Source organism: Niastella koreensis GR20-10, assembly GCF_000246855.1.
In the GTDB taxonomy this organism is placed as follows: domain Bacteria; phylum Bacteroidota; class Bacteroidia; order Chitinophagales; family Chitinophagaceae; genus Niastella; species Niastella koreensis.
This window is the reverse complement of sequence record NC_016609.1, coordinates 3739599-3756547: the sequence shown is the minus strand read 5'-3', so window position 1 is coordinate 3756547 and position 16949 is coordinate 3739599. Positions and strand designations below refer to the sequence as shown.

The window sequence follows — 16949 nt, the reverse complement described above, 5'->3', positions numbered from 1 at the left end:
GATTGTTACTTCCCTTTTTTTAATATATTTTTGAAAATTCCGGCATCGATTTACCTATTGAACCCCTCCAAAAAATGAACCCGAGAAAACCGGTCCTGTATACCGTACTTCTGTTATTAATCTATTGTGGCGCGCTGGCGCAAACTCCAATACCCCCTGCTGACTATACAAGAGTAACGGATTCCCTTCACCGGATGCAGTTGATCCATTTCCAGGGAAATCAAAACAGCCGCCCTCCATTACCCCCCGCAGCTAACCTCCCAGCCTCCTTCAAAAGATCAGCCCTGCAGCTTCGGCAACAGCCTGTGCAAACTATAGGGCAGTCTGCACGTTCCTCACGTTCATTGGCCACCGTATGTTTTGATACCTCAGGGCGTTATTTTATGCAGGAAGATACCATGACCTATTATGTTACCAATTCGCAGATGCTGGCAGATGGCAATGTGCTGATAAGCGGAGAGTGGGCGAGCCGCAATCCCCCTTATGGTAGTGGTGGATTTCTAATGAAGTGCACAGATACCGGCACCCTGCAATGGAACCGGTTATACGATAGTGTTAATCACCGGTCCTACGGTTATATCAATTATTACAGGTCGCTTGAGCTGCAGGACGGCTCTTTTCTGCTGGCAGGCGGTACCAATAACCCGGTCACTCAAAATAATGATGTGATCATTACCCACACAGATAATACCGGCAATATTATCTGGAGTAAAACATATAGATCAAAGGTGTGGCAGGTGGGCACAAGCGGCAGTGGTGACTATTTTTATATACAGGATATAAATCAGGACCCTTATACGGGAGACATCTTCCTGTCCAGCCCACACTGGTCTGATGGCTATAATATTACTAAATTCAATATTTCCAATGGCGCGGTTGCCTGGAGCAAATACTATAATACCTGGGGAGCTATTTTTGACAGGCCTATTGGCTTCGATATAACATCCCAGGAACTCGTTTCATTTTCAAGCTATACCACCGGTGGAACTGGCATCAGTATGTACAGGATCAATAAGAACACGGGGGATACGATCGCAACCAGATTTTTTCAACCGTTAGATGCAACTAATTCCAATGGCTATGTAGGTTTTCTAAATGCGGATGGAGTAACAAAACTGAACAACGGCAATTATGCACTTTACGGCCCACAGTATAAGTATTATCGCTGGGGTGCTACCGATACTGCAGATATGTATCATGCCGGTGTGGTAGAATTAGACCCTTCGGGCAATTTTGTTCAGGCTTATTCCTTCCGGAATCCATATTCCAGCAATAGTTATAATACAGTGATCCAGGTTTTCAAGGATGGATCGGGTGTATTCAGCATGTTAGAGGGAATCAGTGGTTACACCGCCAATGTATATTACGTACAGTTTAAAAATGGACAGATATTGAAGCAACGGCGCAGGTATTATTTAGGTGAAGGCATGCCCAATGAAAATGCAGCACTCCGCCTCGGAGATGGCAGCGACCTGATCATAAAATTGCTGGGAGATTCCATTTCGAACATCAATAAAATTGAGTTCCTCAACCTCCATATTTCCGATACTGCATCCAATTGTCTGGGGTGGGATGATTTCGGTACATATACAGAGCCGTACAAGGTTGTTCCTGTCAATTACGGGATCAGGTCTATTGTATCCAATGATCTTTATGAAAGTACCAACAAAACATTGGTCACCTGGAACACAGTGCCTTATGAATTACCTGCCTGCCGCCAGGTCTCGCATTGTGACACATTTTCACTCGTGCCTTCTGCCGATACTATTTGTGTGTCTGGTAGCCTCATCCTTACTGCCCGAAAAAATCCTGAATGTGGCGCCAGCCCTTTCCTGAAATATGATACATCATTGGTACAGTCGTTCAAGATACTGAATGACTCCATGTACCTGTTTAATTTCAAAGATCCCGGCGAATTCAAGTTATATGGCAGCATACCAGGTTGCACTTTGCTCACTGATTCTGTCAAAGTAAGTGTGCGCCGTTCAAATGGCCAGGTCTACCTTGGAAAAGATACAGTTATCTGCCCGGGCAACACTATACAACTCAATGCCCATAAAGGCTATAAAACCTACCTGTGGCAGGATGGGTCGGCAGATTCCGTGTTACAGGTAACTCAACCCGGCATTTATCATGTGTTGGTATCAGACTCTTGCGGCAACCCGTTCCGTGATACACTGGAGGTAAAGCCACATCCACCAATACCATTCGACATTGGCGTGGATACTGTGACCATATGTGAAAAAGATACTATTGCCATTACGGCGCCACCAGCCTTCTTCAATTACAATTGGCGTCCCAATTACAATACCAATGGTGTTACCAAACAATCGATCCGCGTGGCTCCTGCCATAGATACGATGTACTATGTAAGCGCCGAAAAAACACCCGGCTGTTATGTATACGACTCCGTTATGTTGAAAGTAAATCATTCAACGGCTATAAATTTAGGCGCAGATGCATCGTTTTGTTCCGGCGACAGCCTTGTGCTCGATGCAGGAGCCGGATTCAGTCAGTATCAGTGGAGCACAGGCAGCACAGCCCGGAAGCTAACGGTTTTTAATACTGGTAAATATTGGGTAAAAGCTGACCCCGGCAACGGCTGTAAATCGGCAGACACTTTGCAGGTATTGCAGGTGTTCAAGAACCCTGTACCGAACCTGGGAGCAGATGGCCCCTTGTGTGAAGGAACGGTAGGCCGGTTGAATCCAGGTATTTTCAGTCAGTATTCCTGGAGTACCGGTAGCACTGATTCAGCTATTTCAGTGGCTCAACCCGGTGTATATGCGGTATCTGTCATCGATCAGCATGGTTGCAAAGGAGCAGATACCGTGACAATAGACAGAATGATAGCGGCTCCTACGGAGTTTCTGCCGGCAGATACCACTATTTGCAACAAAAGCAAATATGTGCTGAAACCGGCGCGCACTTTCTCTTCCTACAATTGGAGTACGGGCAGCACCGGTAGTTCAGTGACCATCACCCAGGCGAATGCCTATTGGCTGGAAGTGAAAGATCCGTACCAATGTACAGGCAGGGACACCATTGCAATTACACTCAAAGATTGTATGAGAGGGGTTTATATTCCCAATGCTTTTACGCCCAACAACGATGGCAGGAACGATGTATTTAAACCATTGATATTTGGCAACCTGGTCAAATATGAATTAAATGTATACAATCGCTGGGGACAATTAGTATTCCATTCCACCGACATGCGCAGAGGGTGGGATGGAATATTTCAGGGCAGTTTGCAATCTGGCACCTTTGTATGGACCTGCATCTGGCAACTCGAAGATGAAGAAGTGAAAAGAGAGAAAGGCTTTGTGGTAGTGGTGAAGTAGGTGAATCAACGAAATGGGCAATCAAAAAAGGTCCACAAATTTGTGAATCTTTTCCTTGGTGGCAGTTGATCCGCCAGCCAGGGGACCGGCCCTCCCGACTGTAGGTCGGAGGGGATCAGATTGAACAATTGGGGGATTTAGAAGAGCCTTCCCAGGCCGGATATGCCGGCCAAACGTTTCACTCTCTGTTCTCAGTACCCCACTATATTCGCAGCCTGATATAAGTCATCAATATTTCTAAATAAGTCATCAATTTCGAACTTTGATGCGTAAGTAGCGAACTTTGATGCGTAAGTAACCAACCTTTTACTGTAGATCTTAAACTTTTGCGCCAATGTTTAAAAGTAAAGGCTCCAGGTACGCTACTTGTGCTCTGAAGTTGTGCAAATAGCCTCAAATTCGCAACAAATGCCAGAATGTTCAGCATTAATGAGTCATAGTCAGTTGGAAATGCGGTATAATAAGCAACTTATGTCGAAAAGTTCGCAACAATGGCAGAAGTTCGCAACTTTTGCCCGAACGTTTACAATAAGATTAGAAAAATCAGTCATTCTATGGGAGAAGTATGGAATTTTTGCTGAAAAGTTCGCAACAACAATATTTGCACATACCTCTTCAAATCCCCCGATTTTTTCACTTGATCCAAATCATCGCCGGTGTGCCCCACGTAATAACGGTCGCGTGTAGAAGAATATAATATGTAGACTTTGAAAGGCATAAAAAAAGGTCCACAAATCTGTGAACCCTTCCTTGGTGGGAGTTGACGGGCTCGAACCGCCGACCCTCTGCTTGTAAGGCAGATGCTCTGAACCAACTGAGCTAAACTCCCTTTATAAACTTTTTGGTTAACTTCTAACTATTTCTTTCCCAAAACTTTACTTCCTCTCTTTTCTTGTTACCCTTATTCCGTTTTGGGAGTGCAAAGATAAGGGTTGTTGTATTTTTACCAAATTTTTTTGCATTGATAATGAATATTTTTTTCAATAAATTGCAGTAACCTGCCTATTTAAAATGAACTATCGTATTATTCTTCCTCCCGAAAATTTAAAGCCCTTCGTCAGGTACTTCTGGGTACTGGAGAATAATGGTGCTACCGATTCCACTGTAACATTTAGTCCGCTCGCAGATGGATGCCCTGGCATTATGTACCAGCAGCCAGATAAAGGCACTTTCTTCCTGGAAGAAGACAACAAAAAATTAGCCAGCATTTTCCTGTACGGACAAACCATTCAACCGGCCAAAATGGTGCTGACCGGCAAAGTGAGTACAGTGGGCATTTGTTTGCAACCACATGCCCTGCAATCGGTATTCGGCATCGATGCGCATGAATTGACAGGCTCCTGTGTTGACCTGGGATTGGTGCAACATAAAAAAGAAAAGGTATTGCAGGATGAGCTGCTGACGGCCACCGGCATTGAAGAACAGATCAACCTGATCTCGGCCAGCCTGTTGAAAGCTGCTGAACAGCACCCTGAAAAGCGGGACTCCATTACCTGTTTCGCCATTTCGGAGATCGCGCGTGGCAAAGGAGAAGTTTCTTTTGCCGAACTTCAAAAACAGTTGCAATTGTCTGAACGTACCCTGGAAAGACGGTTCAAACAATCCATCGGCATTTCTGCCAAACTGTTTTCGCGCATTTGTCGTTTCCAGGAATCGCTGAACCAGCTGCGTAAAAATAACTACGATAAATTATCTGATATCGCTTACGAGAACGGTTATGCCGATCAATCGCATTTTATTCGCTCTTTTAAAGAATTTACCGGAGTTTCGCCATTCGATTATCATAAGCAACTGAAAGAAGTGGCAGAGAATTTCCCTGCTCATAATAAGGAATAATCCCCATTGCGAATAAATTTAAGAATTACAGCATTATGCAACTCCATGAATTGATTGGAAAAAAGATTACCAATATTTATCAATGGGTAGAATACGAATACTATGGCGTGGATTATGGGGAATGCGTTATTGAGCTCGATAATAACCTCATTATAGAATTCCCGTTTGATCATTATAAAACTGACAAAGAAGTATATCCCGGGGAGTTGAGCGATAAAGCGGTCAGTTTATTTAAGGACCTGTCAGATATAGCATTCTATCACCTTGATAAAGATGGCAAACCCATACCGGAAACCAAAAAAGAAGTAACCGTTGTAACCTACAGCTTTTGGCAACGGGTTCAGAATTTTCTGTTGTATGGAGAGAAGCCTGTTGCCATGAGGAAGATCATTAAAAAAATCCAATCGTATAAAGCTGATTATATAGAAAACAAGTGTAAATACATTAAGGACAGCACCATTACCGATGTCCTGTTTTTTGGCACCAATGAAAAAGCATGGATTGAGTTGGATAACGGGTATCTGATTACCGAGGTTTGTGCCGGCATGAACGGGACCGGGCGGGTAGGAGTCCATATTCACAAAAATCTTGTACAGTTAATAAAAGACAAGGGCTGGAATTTTATAAGGTTTTCAGAACAACATTTACCTGCCAGTTAATTTAGCGGGTTGAGTTGTGTATTTGCTTATTTTGTGCGAACTATGCCGGGTAAACGAACATCCGGTTGATTATAATCCCTAAACAATATGAAAATAACCCCTGTACTATTAGTAGTTTTACTTTTTGCAGCCTGTAATTCAAAGCCTGCTGCGGAAAACAAGCAAGCAACCAGTGGATCTGTGCCGGCCGAAACGCCTGTAGATCCTCATTTCAAAGCTTTTATTGGTAAGTTCAGGATGTTGCAGCTGCCATTGACGATCAAATTCACTTCCACAGCTGATTATGAGAACCTGCCTCAATTGCAAGGGGCAGACAGCAATTATGTTAAGTGCTGTGAGGGGTTTGGGACAGAGGGTAGGTATGCATACGGTTTATTGCCCGATACTGCCAACAATTATAAAATCATCTGGTTGCTGCCTGCAGACGAAGAGGTGCCGATGCTAACAACTTTAACCAAGCAAGGAGTGTTGATCTCTGAGGATAATATAGGAGTGGGTGGATGCGGCCCTGACTGCTGTTTTGACTGTAATGAAACCGTGATCGTTAATAAAGATCTGTCTGTTTATTCAGCTGATTCCATAAAAGAATGTAAGTGCGATGACAACGGTCCTGACACCACAACTATACGTAATTATGCAAGAGTAAAAACAGCCAAAATTGGTGCTGATGGTAAATTTAAGTTTACTGAAATTAAAGAGGTAAAATACCAGTAACCGCCCCGTGTCGGTTTTGTTCTATTTTCCCCTGGTGACCGGATATAATTTTGAGTTCAATAATAATCGAATGTATTATGAACCGGATTATATCTGTTGTCACCTTTTTTATTGCTGTCATTGCGGGAATGGCGTATTTGTCTGTAAGTCCCGCCTATGGCGGTATAGACGCCAACACTTCGGCGCTGTTGCTGCCCAAACTGTCAGATTATAATATTTTCTCAGGCAATCCGCAGGCGCTTATTCCTGGTAATGGGTTTCAGTTGTACGAACTGGCTACCGGGCTGTTTACTGATTATACCGAAAAACAACGGCTTATCAAAGTGCCGGCAGGTACAGCCATTACTGCGGTGAATGATGGCCTGCCACAATTCCCCAATGGAACCATCCTGGTTAAAACCTTTTACTACTTCAACGATAAAAGAGCGCCCGCAAAAGGCAAACGCCTCATCGAGACCCGTCTGCTGATTAAAAATAACAACCAGTGGGTTGCTGGTACCTATGTATGGAATCCGGAACAAACCGGGGCCACATTGGCCACCAGCGGATCAAATACGCCTGTTAGCTGGATCGATGAAAAAGCTACTACGAGAAAAATTTCCTATCGCATTCCGGGCACGCGGGATTGCGCCTCCTGCCACAATGCAAATAATACCCTTATGCCTATTGGGCTCAAAGTGCGGAACCTGAATATTCCCGTTGTGCGGAATGGCCACCCCATTAACCAGTTACAATACCTGCATGAAGCGGGTGTTATGAATGACGTAAATCCGCAACAGTGCTCCACTTTACCTGTCTGGCAAAATGAAAAGTATAGTATTCAGGACCGGGTACGGGCTTACCTGGATGTTAATTGTGCGCATTGCCACAGCGATGCCGGGTCCTGCGCCCGCTCTGTGGTGCGCTTTGCCTGGGATATGCCGTTGGATGCAACCCGGATTACTGAAAAGCGCAACCGCATAGTGAGTTTGATGGCCAGGGGCCGCATGCCGCGTACCGGTACTACTGTTGTTGATTCGGCTGCCCTTGCTTTAATAAAACAATATTTTCAATTACAATAACAAAATCTCATCCCATGACTTTCGCAAACATCACTTTATTGGCCACTGCTTTTACAACAGCGCTTATTGCCGGTCTCTTTTATTCCTGGTCCTGTTCGGTAATTCCGGGGCTGGGTAAGGTCACTGATGCCAATTACCTTTCGGCCATGCAATCGATCAACCGGGAGATCTTAAACCCGGTTTTCTTTATGAGCTTTATAGGTACGTTGTTTTTGTTGCCGCTTTGTACCTGGCTGCAGTACAATTCTTCAGCGCCACTTCGTTTTTATTTATTACTGGGCGCTACCATTGCGTATGGCGCAGGAACGTTTGGCGTAACCATCTTCGGGAATGTTCCTTTGAATAATATGCTGGATGCCTGTCAACTGAAATCTGCTTCCGCTGAAACGTTGAGTCAGTACCGGACACAGTTTGAAAACCCCTGGAACCAGTTGCATGCTGTTAGAACAATTGCGAATGTGATTGCTTTGATCCTGGTATTGCTGGCCTGTATTATTAAGCAGGATGCTACTAAAATAGAATAAGGCCCTCCGATTTATCGGAGAGCCCTGATCTTTGGTATAACCAACAGACTGCGTATGAAACATTTTACCAGCCGGGAGCCTGTTTTAATGCTGGGTCTTTTGTAAGTTCATCCTGCATAATGGGAAAGAAGAAATGCGTGGGCGACACAAACACCCAGGCGGCTACATAAAAGCGTTGCATACTGTATTTCTTCCCGGCGATATTTATTTTTCCATTGGGATCTTCAACCGGTTTCATGCCATTCACCATGCGCTGGCATTTAGGATAGGGCCAGTATTTTTGGGAGCGGGTATCGTTATCGCCACCAGCTGCCTGCCAGGCCTGTTCCCGCGCCAGTTGGGTGGCGCTGCTGGGTTCCAGGTATAAACGGGACGTGAACCAGCGTTTGTTCTCATAAAATAATTCAACCCGGCGTTCCCGCTGAATGTATTCATTCATTTTTACTTTATCGCCTTTTATGGTGGGTGGAACCGGCGCCATAAATGATCGCTGCCTGATGGTATTGAGCAGGTTGATGATGTCGTCGGCAGAACCGCCGGTTTCATTCAATGCTTCTGCATAAATAAGCATGATCTCTGGTAACCGGATAAGCGGAAAGTGGATCTGAAAGCCAACGCCATTGCCGGGCCGGTAATCTTCCCGGTAAAATTTTCGTAGAAAATAACCGGTGGTGGTGGAATTGGTAGCGCCTATTTTGTCGGAACCGGTGGCCGTATTCTTTACCGAATTGCGAAAGGTGGCGCCATCATATATAACATCGCGGTAAAACCGGGGATCGCGTTGAATGCCTTCGTAGGGGTTGGCATCGTCGTAGCCATCACTCACGGCCCGGGCATCGTAAACGGGATAACCATAACCATCAGGGGCAATGTATTCATATTCGTCAACCTGTTCCTGTACGGGTTGCTGACGCGAGCCACCGCCTTCTGACGGAGGATAATTATCACCCTGCCAGGCTTCGTATTTATCGTTCATGTTCATGAAAATGGCTTCCGTTTTAAACGCATTGAAATCATAGTATAGCTGAAATAACCGGGTATATACTTTGTTGTTGCTGCCCGAAACAAAATCGTTGGGCCCATAATTCGTATACAGGCTGTAACGCGGCTGCCCGTTTTCTGATTTCAGGTCAAGCACCGCTTTCGCAGCATCGCGTGCTGCTTCCCAACGTTGGTTATTCCGGGTGCCGTAACTGCTGGCGCCAATGCGGGTATCATTGGGCAATGCGCCGCCATTATAGAGTGGGGTAGCGGCCATCCAGCGTACGATGGCTTTTAACGCAAGGGCAGTGCCCTTTTCAGCCCGGGCAAATTGCGGGTCGGTTTGGTTTATTGGTAACAAGGCTATGGCCGAATCGCAATCGGCGCAGATCTTATCTGCCAGGCTGTGAAACGTTTCCTGCGGTATGGCCAGATCGGCGTTTGGATCAACCAGGTGGTCTATATAGGGGATCTCGCCATACAAACGGGCTGCCAGATAATGGTAGTAGGCCCGCATGAAAAAGGTTTCACCTATCCGGATGTTCAGGTCACCCGTATTAAGCGGGTTATCCGGCGTACTGTATTTTCTTATTCCGGTTAAGATCAGGTTGGCGATCCGGATGGTGGAATAAATATCAGCCCATTTATAACCATTTCCCGGTTGATCATAAGGGTTCCACCCGCCGGTATTGAATGTGCGCGATTGCCCGTTCTCCACGGTTGATCCGCGGCATTCATCCGTAATGGCGCTCAGCGAAAAATCCGCCAGGAACGCCAGGCCCCGCGACCGGGAGTGCAGGTCGCCGTACAGGTCGGTGATCAGTTTGTTTACTTTTTCATAATCGGCAAAAACCTGTTGCTCGGTCATCTGGTCATCAGGTTTGCGATCGAGAAAATCTTTCTTGCATGCTGTAAACAGCAATCCAAGTATTATTATATATGGAGTTATGATTCTGGTGTTCATAATAAAGCATTTACTTTCTAATTTCTCATTCGTCATTTCTTATTTCTACAGGGTAATATCTATCCCAAAATTTATCACTTTCATAATCGGATACCAGTTGCCATTAGCATCGTTGGTTTCAGGATCAACATCCACTGTTTTGAGTTTGTCGAAGGTGATCATATTCATACCCTGAACATATAGCCGGGTCCGTTGCAGACCGGCACGCTTCATCCATTTGGCGGGCAGGTAATAACCAACTTCAAAGTTTTTTAACCGCAGGTATTTTGCGTTGTATAAGAAAAGACTGCTGTTATATTGTTTGTTATTATCGTATTTGCCGTAATGCAGGGCGGGATAGGTAGCCGTTGCGGCTGTTGCCGGTGTCCAGCGCTGCAGGTGCATGGGTTTTACCTTTCCAACCTCATCGTTCTGGTAAACCGGAAAATCATAGGTGGCCGGCCCGCCGAGTAATAAAGAAGTATGGGTAGCGCCCTGCAGCAGGATGCTGAGGTCAAAAGATTTATACCGGCAGCTGATGGGAATGCCATACTGGATCTCTGGTACCCGCGGATAGCCTTTTGCGATCCGGTCGTTCAGATCGGTGATCTGGCCATCGCCATCGATGTCAACATATTTTACATCACCGGGTAATACGGTTCCCCACTTCTGAAACCCGGTACCATTATTCATTTGATTCAGCTCGTCTGCTTCTTTCTGACTATTGATAAGTCCATTAAAGATGTATACGAACGGTTGTCCAACCGGCAGGCCGGTGCGGTATTGCCAGGGATAGATCCGTACCACCTCGCGCTGGTAAATGATCTTATTGCGGGCATAGGAGAAGTTTGGCCGTACGGTGTAGGTAAAATAGTTGCCTATTTTATCGCTCCAGGTTACTTCAAAATCAATTCCCTTGTTGTTTACAATGCCGGCATTGAGCAAGGGCGCACTGGTGCCTACGAGTGAAGGAAAGCCCTGTTTGTCGGCCCCACTGAGATCGGTAATGATATCATACCGGTGTTCATGAAACAGGTCAACCGTAACCGTAAGCCGGCGGTTCATAAATTCCATATCGACGCCTGCATTGATCTTGCGCGCTTTTTCCCAGGTTAGCGCCGGGTTGGCTAAACGGCCCGGGCGGATGCCGCCGGGATTGTTGTTGTTTTGGGTGCCGAAATTATAGGCATCGCCTGAATTGTTATAGAACTGCAGGTAACCAAACCGGTTATCGCTGGGGTTGGCGCTTGCCTGGTCGTTGCCTACCAACCCATAGGAACCTCTCAGCTTCAACATATTCAACCAACTCTGGGTTGTCTGCATGAATTTTTCATTGGTCACTACCCAGCCCACGGAAGCGGCGGGGAATTTACCATAGCGACGGCCCGGGGCGAAGTTCTCCGAGCCATTATAACCCATGTCGATTTCAACCAGGAAACGCTGGTCGTAATTATAGGTAATCCGGCCGGAGATGCCCTGGTAACAGAATGGCACTTCATTATTTTTTATTCTGATAGAGCGGTTGGCCAGCACCAGACCCGATACATTGTGTTTGCCGAATGATCTTACATAGTCAAGTCTGAGCTGATAATAAGTACGGCCCACATCATCATCGCGGGAATAGCTATTCCCCAGCGTATTGTCGGTAGTGCGGCGCGGACTGCTGTACACCCCGGCATAATGACCGGCTTTCATGAACACATCAACGCCATCGCTGGGATAAAAAGTAGCATAGCCGGGATAAACCCGGTAACCCTGCGATTCTGTAGGTACCGACCGGGTGATCCAGTAACCACCCTGGCGGTCGTACGAAAACATGCCTTCCAGCTTCAATCCCTTTGTGAGCGCATCCAGTTTATAACCCATAATAAAGGAACCGTCGAGGTAGTTGTCGCGCTGATCGAGATAACCGGTTTTTGACAATTCACCCAGCAAATTAAAACGATAGGTTTGGGTGCCGAATAACATGCCGTTGGGAAATTTGACGTTATAGGCTTTATTGCCGGGATTGTCGTTGCTTTCCAATACGATTGGATAAATAGGCGGTTGGGTATTGGCAATTTCAATAACCCGGTTGGCGGTAGTGCCGGGTGCGTTCCGGTCGGTGATGCGGGCGCCCAGGATCAACGAAGCATACAGGGAGTTGGTGATGTCTACATCGATATTCGACCTGAAATTATACCGTTTAAAAATGGCCTGTGTTTTATAGGCATCGTTCACGGTTTGTTTATAGTTCCCGTTCTGTTGAAAATAATTGCCCATGATAAAATACCGGGCCCGGTTGCTGCCGCCCTGGATGGTTAAGCTGTAATCCTGTTGAATGCCGGGTTTAAAGGCATAATCGAAATAATCGATATTGTAACCCAAACCGTCGGAATTGTCGCCTTTGGCGTGGCGCAGATTATCAATTTGCTCAGGAGTGAACAGGTTCAGGGTGGAAGGCGATACGCCGGGATTGTCATTTATTTTGGCCTCATTGAATAAAGTGGCATAATCGGCAGAACCAAGGTATTTGGGAAAATGAATAGGGGTATTGATGCCATCGGAGATCTTGAAATTAAGCGAAGCTTTTTCAGAAGCTTTCCCGCGTTTGGTAGTAATTACCACCACGCCATTAGCGCCGCGTACCCCAAATACGGCGGTTGCCGAGGCGTCTTTGAGAATGGTGAAACTTTCAATTTCATCGGCGCTTAAATAGTTTAAGGAGCGTTCTACCCCGTCCACGATCACAATGGGCCGGGCATTGCCATAGGTGCCAATGCCGCGAATGTAAATATCGCTGATGTCTACTCCCGGTTCACCGCCGGCAAACTGGTTTACATTCAGGCCGGGCAGCCGGCCGGCAAGGGCATTGGTTAAATTGGCTGTGGGGCTTTGTTGCAGTTCCCGGGATGAAATGGCCGCCACCGCGCCGGTTACGGTCATTTTCTTTTGCGTACCATAACCAACCACTACTACATCTTTCAGGTTTTGCGCATCTTCTTTTAAGGTAACGGCCAGCGCAGTGCGGCCCTGCAGGGTAACATCCTGCGACTGGTAACCAATAAAGGAAAATACGATGGTTGCTTCCGCATAAGGCACCGTCATGGAAAAGCGCCCGTCCTTATCCGTTGTAGTGCCTGTAGAGGCCCCGCGCACCATTACCGATACGCCGGGCAATGGCATTCCTTTATCGTTTAGCACCTGGCCGCTGACCGTTAGTGGCGGGGAAGGTGTATTATCGGGTGTAATCAGCTCAACTGTTTTTTTTTGACCTGCAGGCGCGTTGTAGAGTAAGATCTGTTTTTCGTCAATAACGTTGAAGTAAATGCCAATGGGTGACAGTACCGTGGTGAACAGTTCGGCGAGTTTCCTGTTGACCAGTTTGCAGGAAACTTTTTTGTTCAGGTTAATGATATCGCTGCTGTAAATAAAGGCCACGCCCGTTTGGTGTTGAATTTCCCGCAGGAGTTTTTTTACTTCTACCTGTTCCAGGTTCAGGTTGATCTTTTTCTCCAGGATGTTTTGTGCATTGGCCTGCACAGTATTGCTGCAGGCAATGATAAGCGCCAGTTGCCACAATAGGAGCCGGGCAACGATCAGGTAATGCAATCGTTTTTTTCTCATAGTAAATACTTTTTAGAACAATAAAGTGGTTTGCAGTTGTTGGTTTAATGAATGCAATAGCAGGCCCCGCCGCATTATGCAGCGCAACACATACCGCGGGGCACCTGGTATTGCGGTTTAACAGATTTAGTGATGAATAATAATGTTCCTGTTATGGATTGCCAGTTCTGGTATCTTTTATGATTATTTGCGAGCCGGTTATCTCGTAAGAAGTTTGTGTTGTTTTACAGATATAATCCAGCTGCGAAAAAAGGCTATACTTTGAAATGTCGCCGGTAAAGTGGCGCTTACCCAGTTGCTCGGTTTCGGGTTTAATCTCTATGCCATACACCTCGCTCAATGATTGTAATACCTCGTGTAACAGGGCTTCTTCAAAATTGAGCGAAGGCCCGGCGGTATGAACGTTGGCGCCAGGTGACGGGGTTGTTTTGGGCAGGGGTTTCGGATCGTCAACAATGCCGGTGATCAGCACGTCTGAAGCGGCATTATAAGTTACTTTTTTATTACGCGTCAGCAGGATGCCAGCGGCACTGTCCAGCGCAGTATGCTCCTGGTGTTCAGGCTGCCGGTATACCCACACTTTTCCGGTTACCACCGCTACTTCTGTATTCCTGCCTGTTTGCTGCGTGATATGAAAACTGGTTCCCAGTACCTCCGTTGTCAACCCATTGTTTAAATGCACTTTAAAGTGTTTCGCCGGGTTATGATATACGTTAAAAAATGCACTGCCTGTTAAGATTACTTCCCGGGTATTGCGGGTAAAAGCCGGGGGATAGTACACGATTGCGCCGGGTTGCATCGTGATCCGGGTGCCATCTGCCAGTTGCATCCTGCGATCGGTAGCGGTTGTATTCACCACGCTGTCGTAGCCGGCTTTGCCGGGTATTGCCGCCAGGGACTGGTTGTAACCTGATTGATGCCGGTACAACAAAACAACGGTGGTTATTAATCCCGCTATAGTTGCGGCTGCGCTTACCTTAAACCAGGTGCGTGCCGCAAGCGGTCTTGTTTTCGTTGATGCTGCCTCTTCCGGCAATGGCTGCAGGTTAGTATGAATGGCCTGCCACATCCTGGCTTCTATCAACGATTTGTCGGCATCAGACAAATGCAGGTCACTGTTATGCACCATTCTTTCGTACCACGCAAGCACCAGCTTTTCTTCTTCGTCAGTGCATTCGCCTGCAAGATACTTTTGTAATAAGCGATCAAAGTTCGTCTGGCTCAATTCCGGTGTTTTATATATGACGTGAGGAGGGGAGCGATCCCTAAAGAAGTTGTAAGTTTTTTGTTTAAAGTTTTCAGTTCTCTGTTTAGCCTGCCCCCTACGAGTCGGGGTTTCCGCGCAGCGGTATATTGCTTATGGCTTACCGCTTAAAGCTGTATTTGCTTTTGGCTTTAACCTTTCGGCTTTCAGCCCTGTATTTGCTTGCAGCTTGCGGCTTGCAGCTATTCCACTAAAACAACGTAAACCAGGTGTTCAGATAATTACGCAGGTGCTGGCGCAGGAGTTTGATCGACCGGGTGATATGGTATTCAACGGCTTTTTCGGTGAGCTGCATATGCCCGGCAATTTCCTTTACCGATTTATGTTCGTACCGGCTGAGTTTGAAAATGGTTTGTGTTTTTTCCGGCAGTTCGTGCAGGTGATTTTCGATAAGCACCAGTAGTTGTTCCTGGTCCAGTTCTTCTTCCATGGAGTGGATGGCTGCATGTGGGTGGTAATTTTTGAGGAATTTGTTTTTCTGCGATTGCCTGCGATGAAAATCGATCACCATGTTTCGCAGGGAAACGGTAAGAAAGGCACCCCAGTTTTTCACCTGTAGTGAAGCGCGGTTGCGCCAGATTTTTTCAAACAGGTTTTGCACCAGCTCTTCTGCATCAGGTGCGGAACCGCTGTATTTAACCGCTATGCAATACAGTTGATACCAGTATTTTTTGTACAGTATTTCAAAGGCGGCTATGCCATCCCGTTGAAGGGAAATTTCATTTTCAATATGTGAGGAAGAGGCGGCACACATACTACAGGATCGGTTTTTGGTATTAATTTACTTTGAATGTATGTGTTTTTTGGCAGACTAAAAACGATTTTGCTAAAAATATAAATGGGCGTTGACCAAGGAGGTTGATTGCTGTCAGGTTTTATTGCCTGCCATTATATTCAGCAAACCTGCCTGGTTAACTGGTCAACTGGTTAACCCGGTCAACTTTTCCTTGTAGCCTTTTTTTACCGTTTGTGGATTAATTTTTTATTTAATAAAAATTGAATAACTTAACAGTATAAATAGCTCTTAAAACTATTACCATGGATACGGTAAGAGATATACTGCAAATTAAAGGACATGTAGTATACACGGTAAATCCGGAGAGCTCCGTATACGAAGCTTTAGAAACACTGGAATCGAAAAATCTCGGTTCCCTGGTAGTTTTGGAAGAATGTGGTAAACTGGATGGTATTTTTACAGAACGTGACTACGCCCGCAAAGTAATATTAAAAGGAAGATCCTCAAAAGAGACCAGGGTAATGGACATTATGACCGAAAGCCCGGTGTTTGTAACTCCCGATACCAAGATTGACTACTGCATGCAATTAATGACCGATAAACATATCCGTCATTTACCTGTGCTCGATGACAATGAACTGGTTGGACTCATTTCAATCGGTGACCTGGTAAAGCATATCATCGATCGGAAAGACTTCATCATTCAAAATCTCGAACAGTACATCTGTAGCTAAGCAACTAACCCTTTTTTGATCGTACTATTGGGGCAGTATGGCCTGTGCCGTTGGTTTTATTTAATGTGGGGGACGTTTATGCAAGTCGTTTACGCCTGCCGTGGAATTATTATGTTATGCCTGGAAATGAAATCCATAGTAATCATCAATTATGGCCGTTGCTATTATATGCAGGGATCGTCTTCATCCTGCTTATAGCCATTCTTTTTCTTTCTTATCTTTTAGGTCAACATCACCACGACCGCGCTACCAGTAAGCCATACGAAGGAGGGATAGAACAAACCGGTTCTGCACGCCTTCGTTTTTCTGCTCAGTTTTACCTCGTTGCCATGTTATTTGTAATTTTTGATGTAGAAGCCGTGTTCATTATTTTATGGGCGCTGGGCTTTTACGAACTCGGCTGGTTTGGCTATGCCGGCGTGGCCATCTTTATTGGTCAGCTGGTAGTAGTATTAATTTATGAGTGGGGGATAGGGGCGTTGGATATAGGGGTTGATGGTAGAAAGATTCTTAGGAAGTATAGAGAGTTGACAAGTTGATGCAGTTT

The 16949-nt window shown here is 45.8% G+C and carries 12 protein-coding genes and 1 tRNA gene; 8 read left to right on the top strand and 5 right to left on the bottom strand.

Annotated features, from left to right (window positions below; genetic code table 11):
* Window positions 1-74 precede the first annotated feature (74 nt).
* Complete coding sequence (locus NIAKO_RS14655) at window positions 75-3344, top strand: T9SS type B sorting domain-containing protein (protein WP_014219226.1); 3270 nt, start codon at window positions 75-77, stop codon at window positions 3342-3344.
* Window positions 3345-4095: 751 nt separating this feature from the next.
* On the opposite strand, the gene NIAKO_RS14650 is transcribed toward NIAKO_RS14655, so the two are convergent.
* A tRNA-Val gene (locus NIAKO_RS14650) sits at window positions 4096-4173 on the bottom strand.
* Between the two features lie 182 nt (window positions 4174-4355).
* On the opposite strand from NIAKO_RS14650, the gene NIAKO_RS14645 reads away from it, so the two are divergent.
* From NIAKO_RS14645 to NIAKO_RS14625, 5 genes are all read left to right on the top strand, one after another.
* Window positions 4356-5180, top strand: coding sequence for a helix-turn-helix domain-containing protein (locus NIAKO_RS14645; RefSeq protein ID WP_014219225.1), 825 nt, complete (start codon window positions 4356-4358; stop codon window positions 5178-5180).
* Between the two features lie 35 nt (window positions 5181-5215).
* Entirely contained in the window at window positions 5216-5839 is a 624-nt protein-coding gene (locus tag NIAKO_RS14640) for a hypothetical protein (RefSeq protein WP_014219224.1), read from the top strand.
* 87 nt (window positions 5840-5926) lie between these two features.
* On the top strand, window positions 5927-6553 hold the full coding sequence (locus NIAKO_RS14635; protein WP_014219223.1) for a hypothetical protein: 627 nt from the start codon (window positions 5927-5929) through the stop codon (window positions 6551-6553).
* A 77-nt stretch (window positions 6554-6630) separates the two neighbouring features.
* Window positions 6631-7614, top strand: a complete 984-nt coding sequence (locus tag NIAKO_RS14630) for a hypothetical protein (protein ID WP_014219222.1) — start codon at window positions 6631-6633, stop codon at window positions 7612-7614.
* Window positions 7615-7628: 14 nt separating this feature from the next.
* Window positions 7629-8138, top strand: a complete 510-nt coding sequence (locus NIAKO_RS14625) for an anthrone oxygenase family protein (protein ID WP_014219221.1) — start codon at window positions 7629-7631, stop codon at window positions 8136-8138.
* A 64-nt stretch (window positions 8139-8202) separates the two neighbouring features.
* Here the strand turns inward: NIAKO_RS14625 and NIAKO_RS14620 are convergent, their stop codons facing one another.
* The 4 genes from NIAKO_RS14620 to NIAKO_RS14605 form a co-directional block, all read right to left on the bottom strand.
* Window positions 8203-10083 carry a RagB/SusD family nutrient uptake outer membrane protein gene (locus NIAKO_RS14620; RefSeq protein ID WP_014219220.1) on the bottom strand — a complete coding sequence of 627 codons (1881 nt, stop codon included), beginning with the start codon at window positions 10081-10083 and terminating at the stop codon, window positions 8203-8205.
* Window positions 10084-10128: 45 nt separating this feature from the next.
* Window positions 10129-13668 (bottom strand): SusC/RagA family TonB-linked outer membrane protein, encoded by a 3540-nt coding sequence (locus NIAKO_RS14615; RefSeq protein ID WP_014219219.1) that lies wholly within the window; start codon window positions 13666-13668, stop codon window positions 10129-10131.
* A 151-nt stretch (window positions 13669-13819) separates the two neighbouring features.
* Complete coding sequence (locus NIAKO_RS14610) at window positions 13820-14893, bottom strand: FecR family protein (protein WP_014219218.1); 1074 nt, start codon at window positions 14891-14893, stop codon at window positions 13820-13822.
* Between the two features lie 229 nt (window positions 14894-15122).
* A complete protein-coding gene (locus tag NIAKO_RS14605; RefSeq protein ID WP_014219217.1) occupies window positions 15123-15686 on the bottom strand; it encodes an RNA polymerase sigma factor in 564 nt (187 codons plus the stop codon).
* A gap of 284 nt (window positions 15687-15970) precedes the next feature.
* On the opposite strand from NIAKO_RS14605, the gene NIAKO_RS14600 reads away from it, so the two are divergent.
* Together NIAKO_RS14600 and NIAKO_RS14595 are read left to right on the top strand one after the other, a co-directional pair.
* A complete protein-coding gene (locus NIAKO_RS14600) occupies window positions 15971-16402 on the top strand; it encodes a CBS domain-containing protein (RefSeq protein WP_014219216.1) in 432 nt (143 codons plus the stop codon).
* A 116-nt stretch (window positions 16403-16518) separates the two neighbouring features.
* On the top strand, window positions 16519-16941 hold the full coding sequence (locus NIAKO_RS14595; protein ID WP_014219215.1) for an NADH-quinone oxidoreductase subunit A: 423 nt from the start codon (window positions 16519-16521) through the stop codon (window positions 16939-16941).
* Window positions 16942-16949: the final 8 nt, after the last annotated feature.

What these genes read in the sequence shown, in the direction of transcription:
- NIAKO_RS14645 (WP_014219225.1), top strand. Translation starts at nt 4,356, where the DNA reads ATGAACTATCGTATTATTCTTCCTCCCGAAAATTTAAAGCCCTTCGTC.
- NIAKO_RS14605 (WP_014219217.1), bottom strand. Translation starts at nt 15,686, where the DNA reads ATGTGTGCCGCCTCTTCCTCACATATTGAAAATGAAATTTCCCTTCAA.
- NIAKO_RS14635 (WP_014219223.1), top strand. Translation starts at nt 5,927, where the DNA reads ATGAAAATAACCCCTGTACTATTAGTAGTTTTACTTTTTGCAGCCTGT.
- NIAKO_RS14595 (WP_014219215.1), top strand. Translation starts at nt 16,519, where the DNA reads ATGCCTGGAAATGAAATCCATAGTAATCATCAATTATGGCCGTTGCTA.
- NIAKO_RS14655 (WP_014219226.1), top strand. Translation starts at nt 75, where the DNA reads ATGAACCCGAGAAAACCGGTCCTGTATACCGTACTTCTGTTATTAATC.
- NIAKO_RS14630 (WP_014219222.1), top strand. Translation starts at nt 6,631, where the DNA reads ATGAACCGGATTATATCTGTTGTCACCTTTTTTATTGCTGTCATTGCG.
- NIAKO_RS14600 (WP_014219216.1), top strand. Translation starts at nt 15,971, where the DNA reads ATGGATACGGTAAGAGATATACTGCAAATTAAAGGACATGTAGTATAC.
- NIAKO_RS14640 (WP_014219224.1), top strand. Translation starts at nt 5,216, where the DNA reads ATGCAACTCCATGAATTGATTGGAAAAAAGATTACCAATATTTATCAA.
- NIAKO_RS14615 (WP_014219219.1), bottom strand. Translation starts at nt 13,668, where the DNA reads ATGAGAAAAAAACGATTGCATTACCTGATCGTTGCCCGGCTCCTATTG.
- NIAKO_RS14620 (WP_014219220.1), bottom strand. Translation starts at nt 10,083, where the DNA reads ATGAACACCAGAATCATAACTCCATATATAATAATACTTGGATTGCTG.
- NIAKO_RS14625 (WP_014219221.1), top strand. Translation starts at nt 7,629, where the DNA reads ATGACTTTCGCAAACATCACTTTATTGGCCACTGCTTTTACAACAGCG.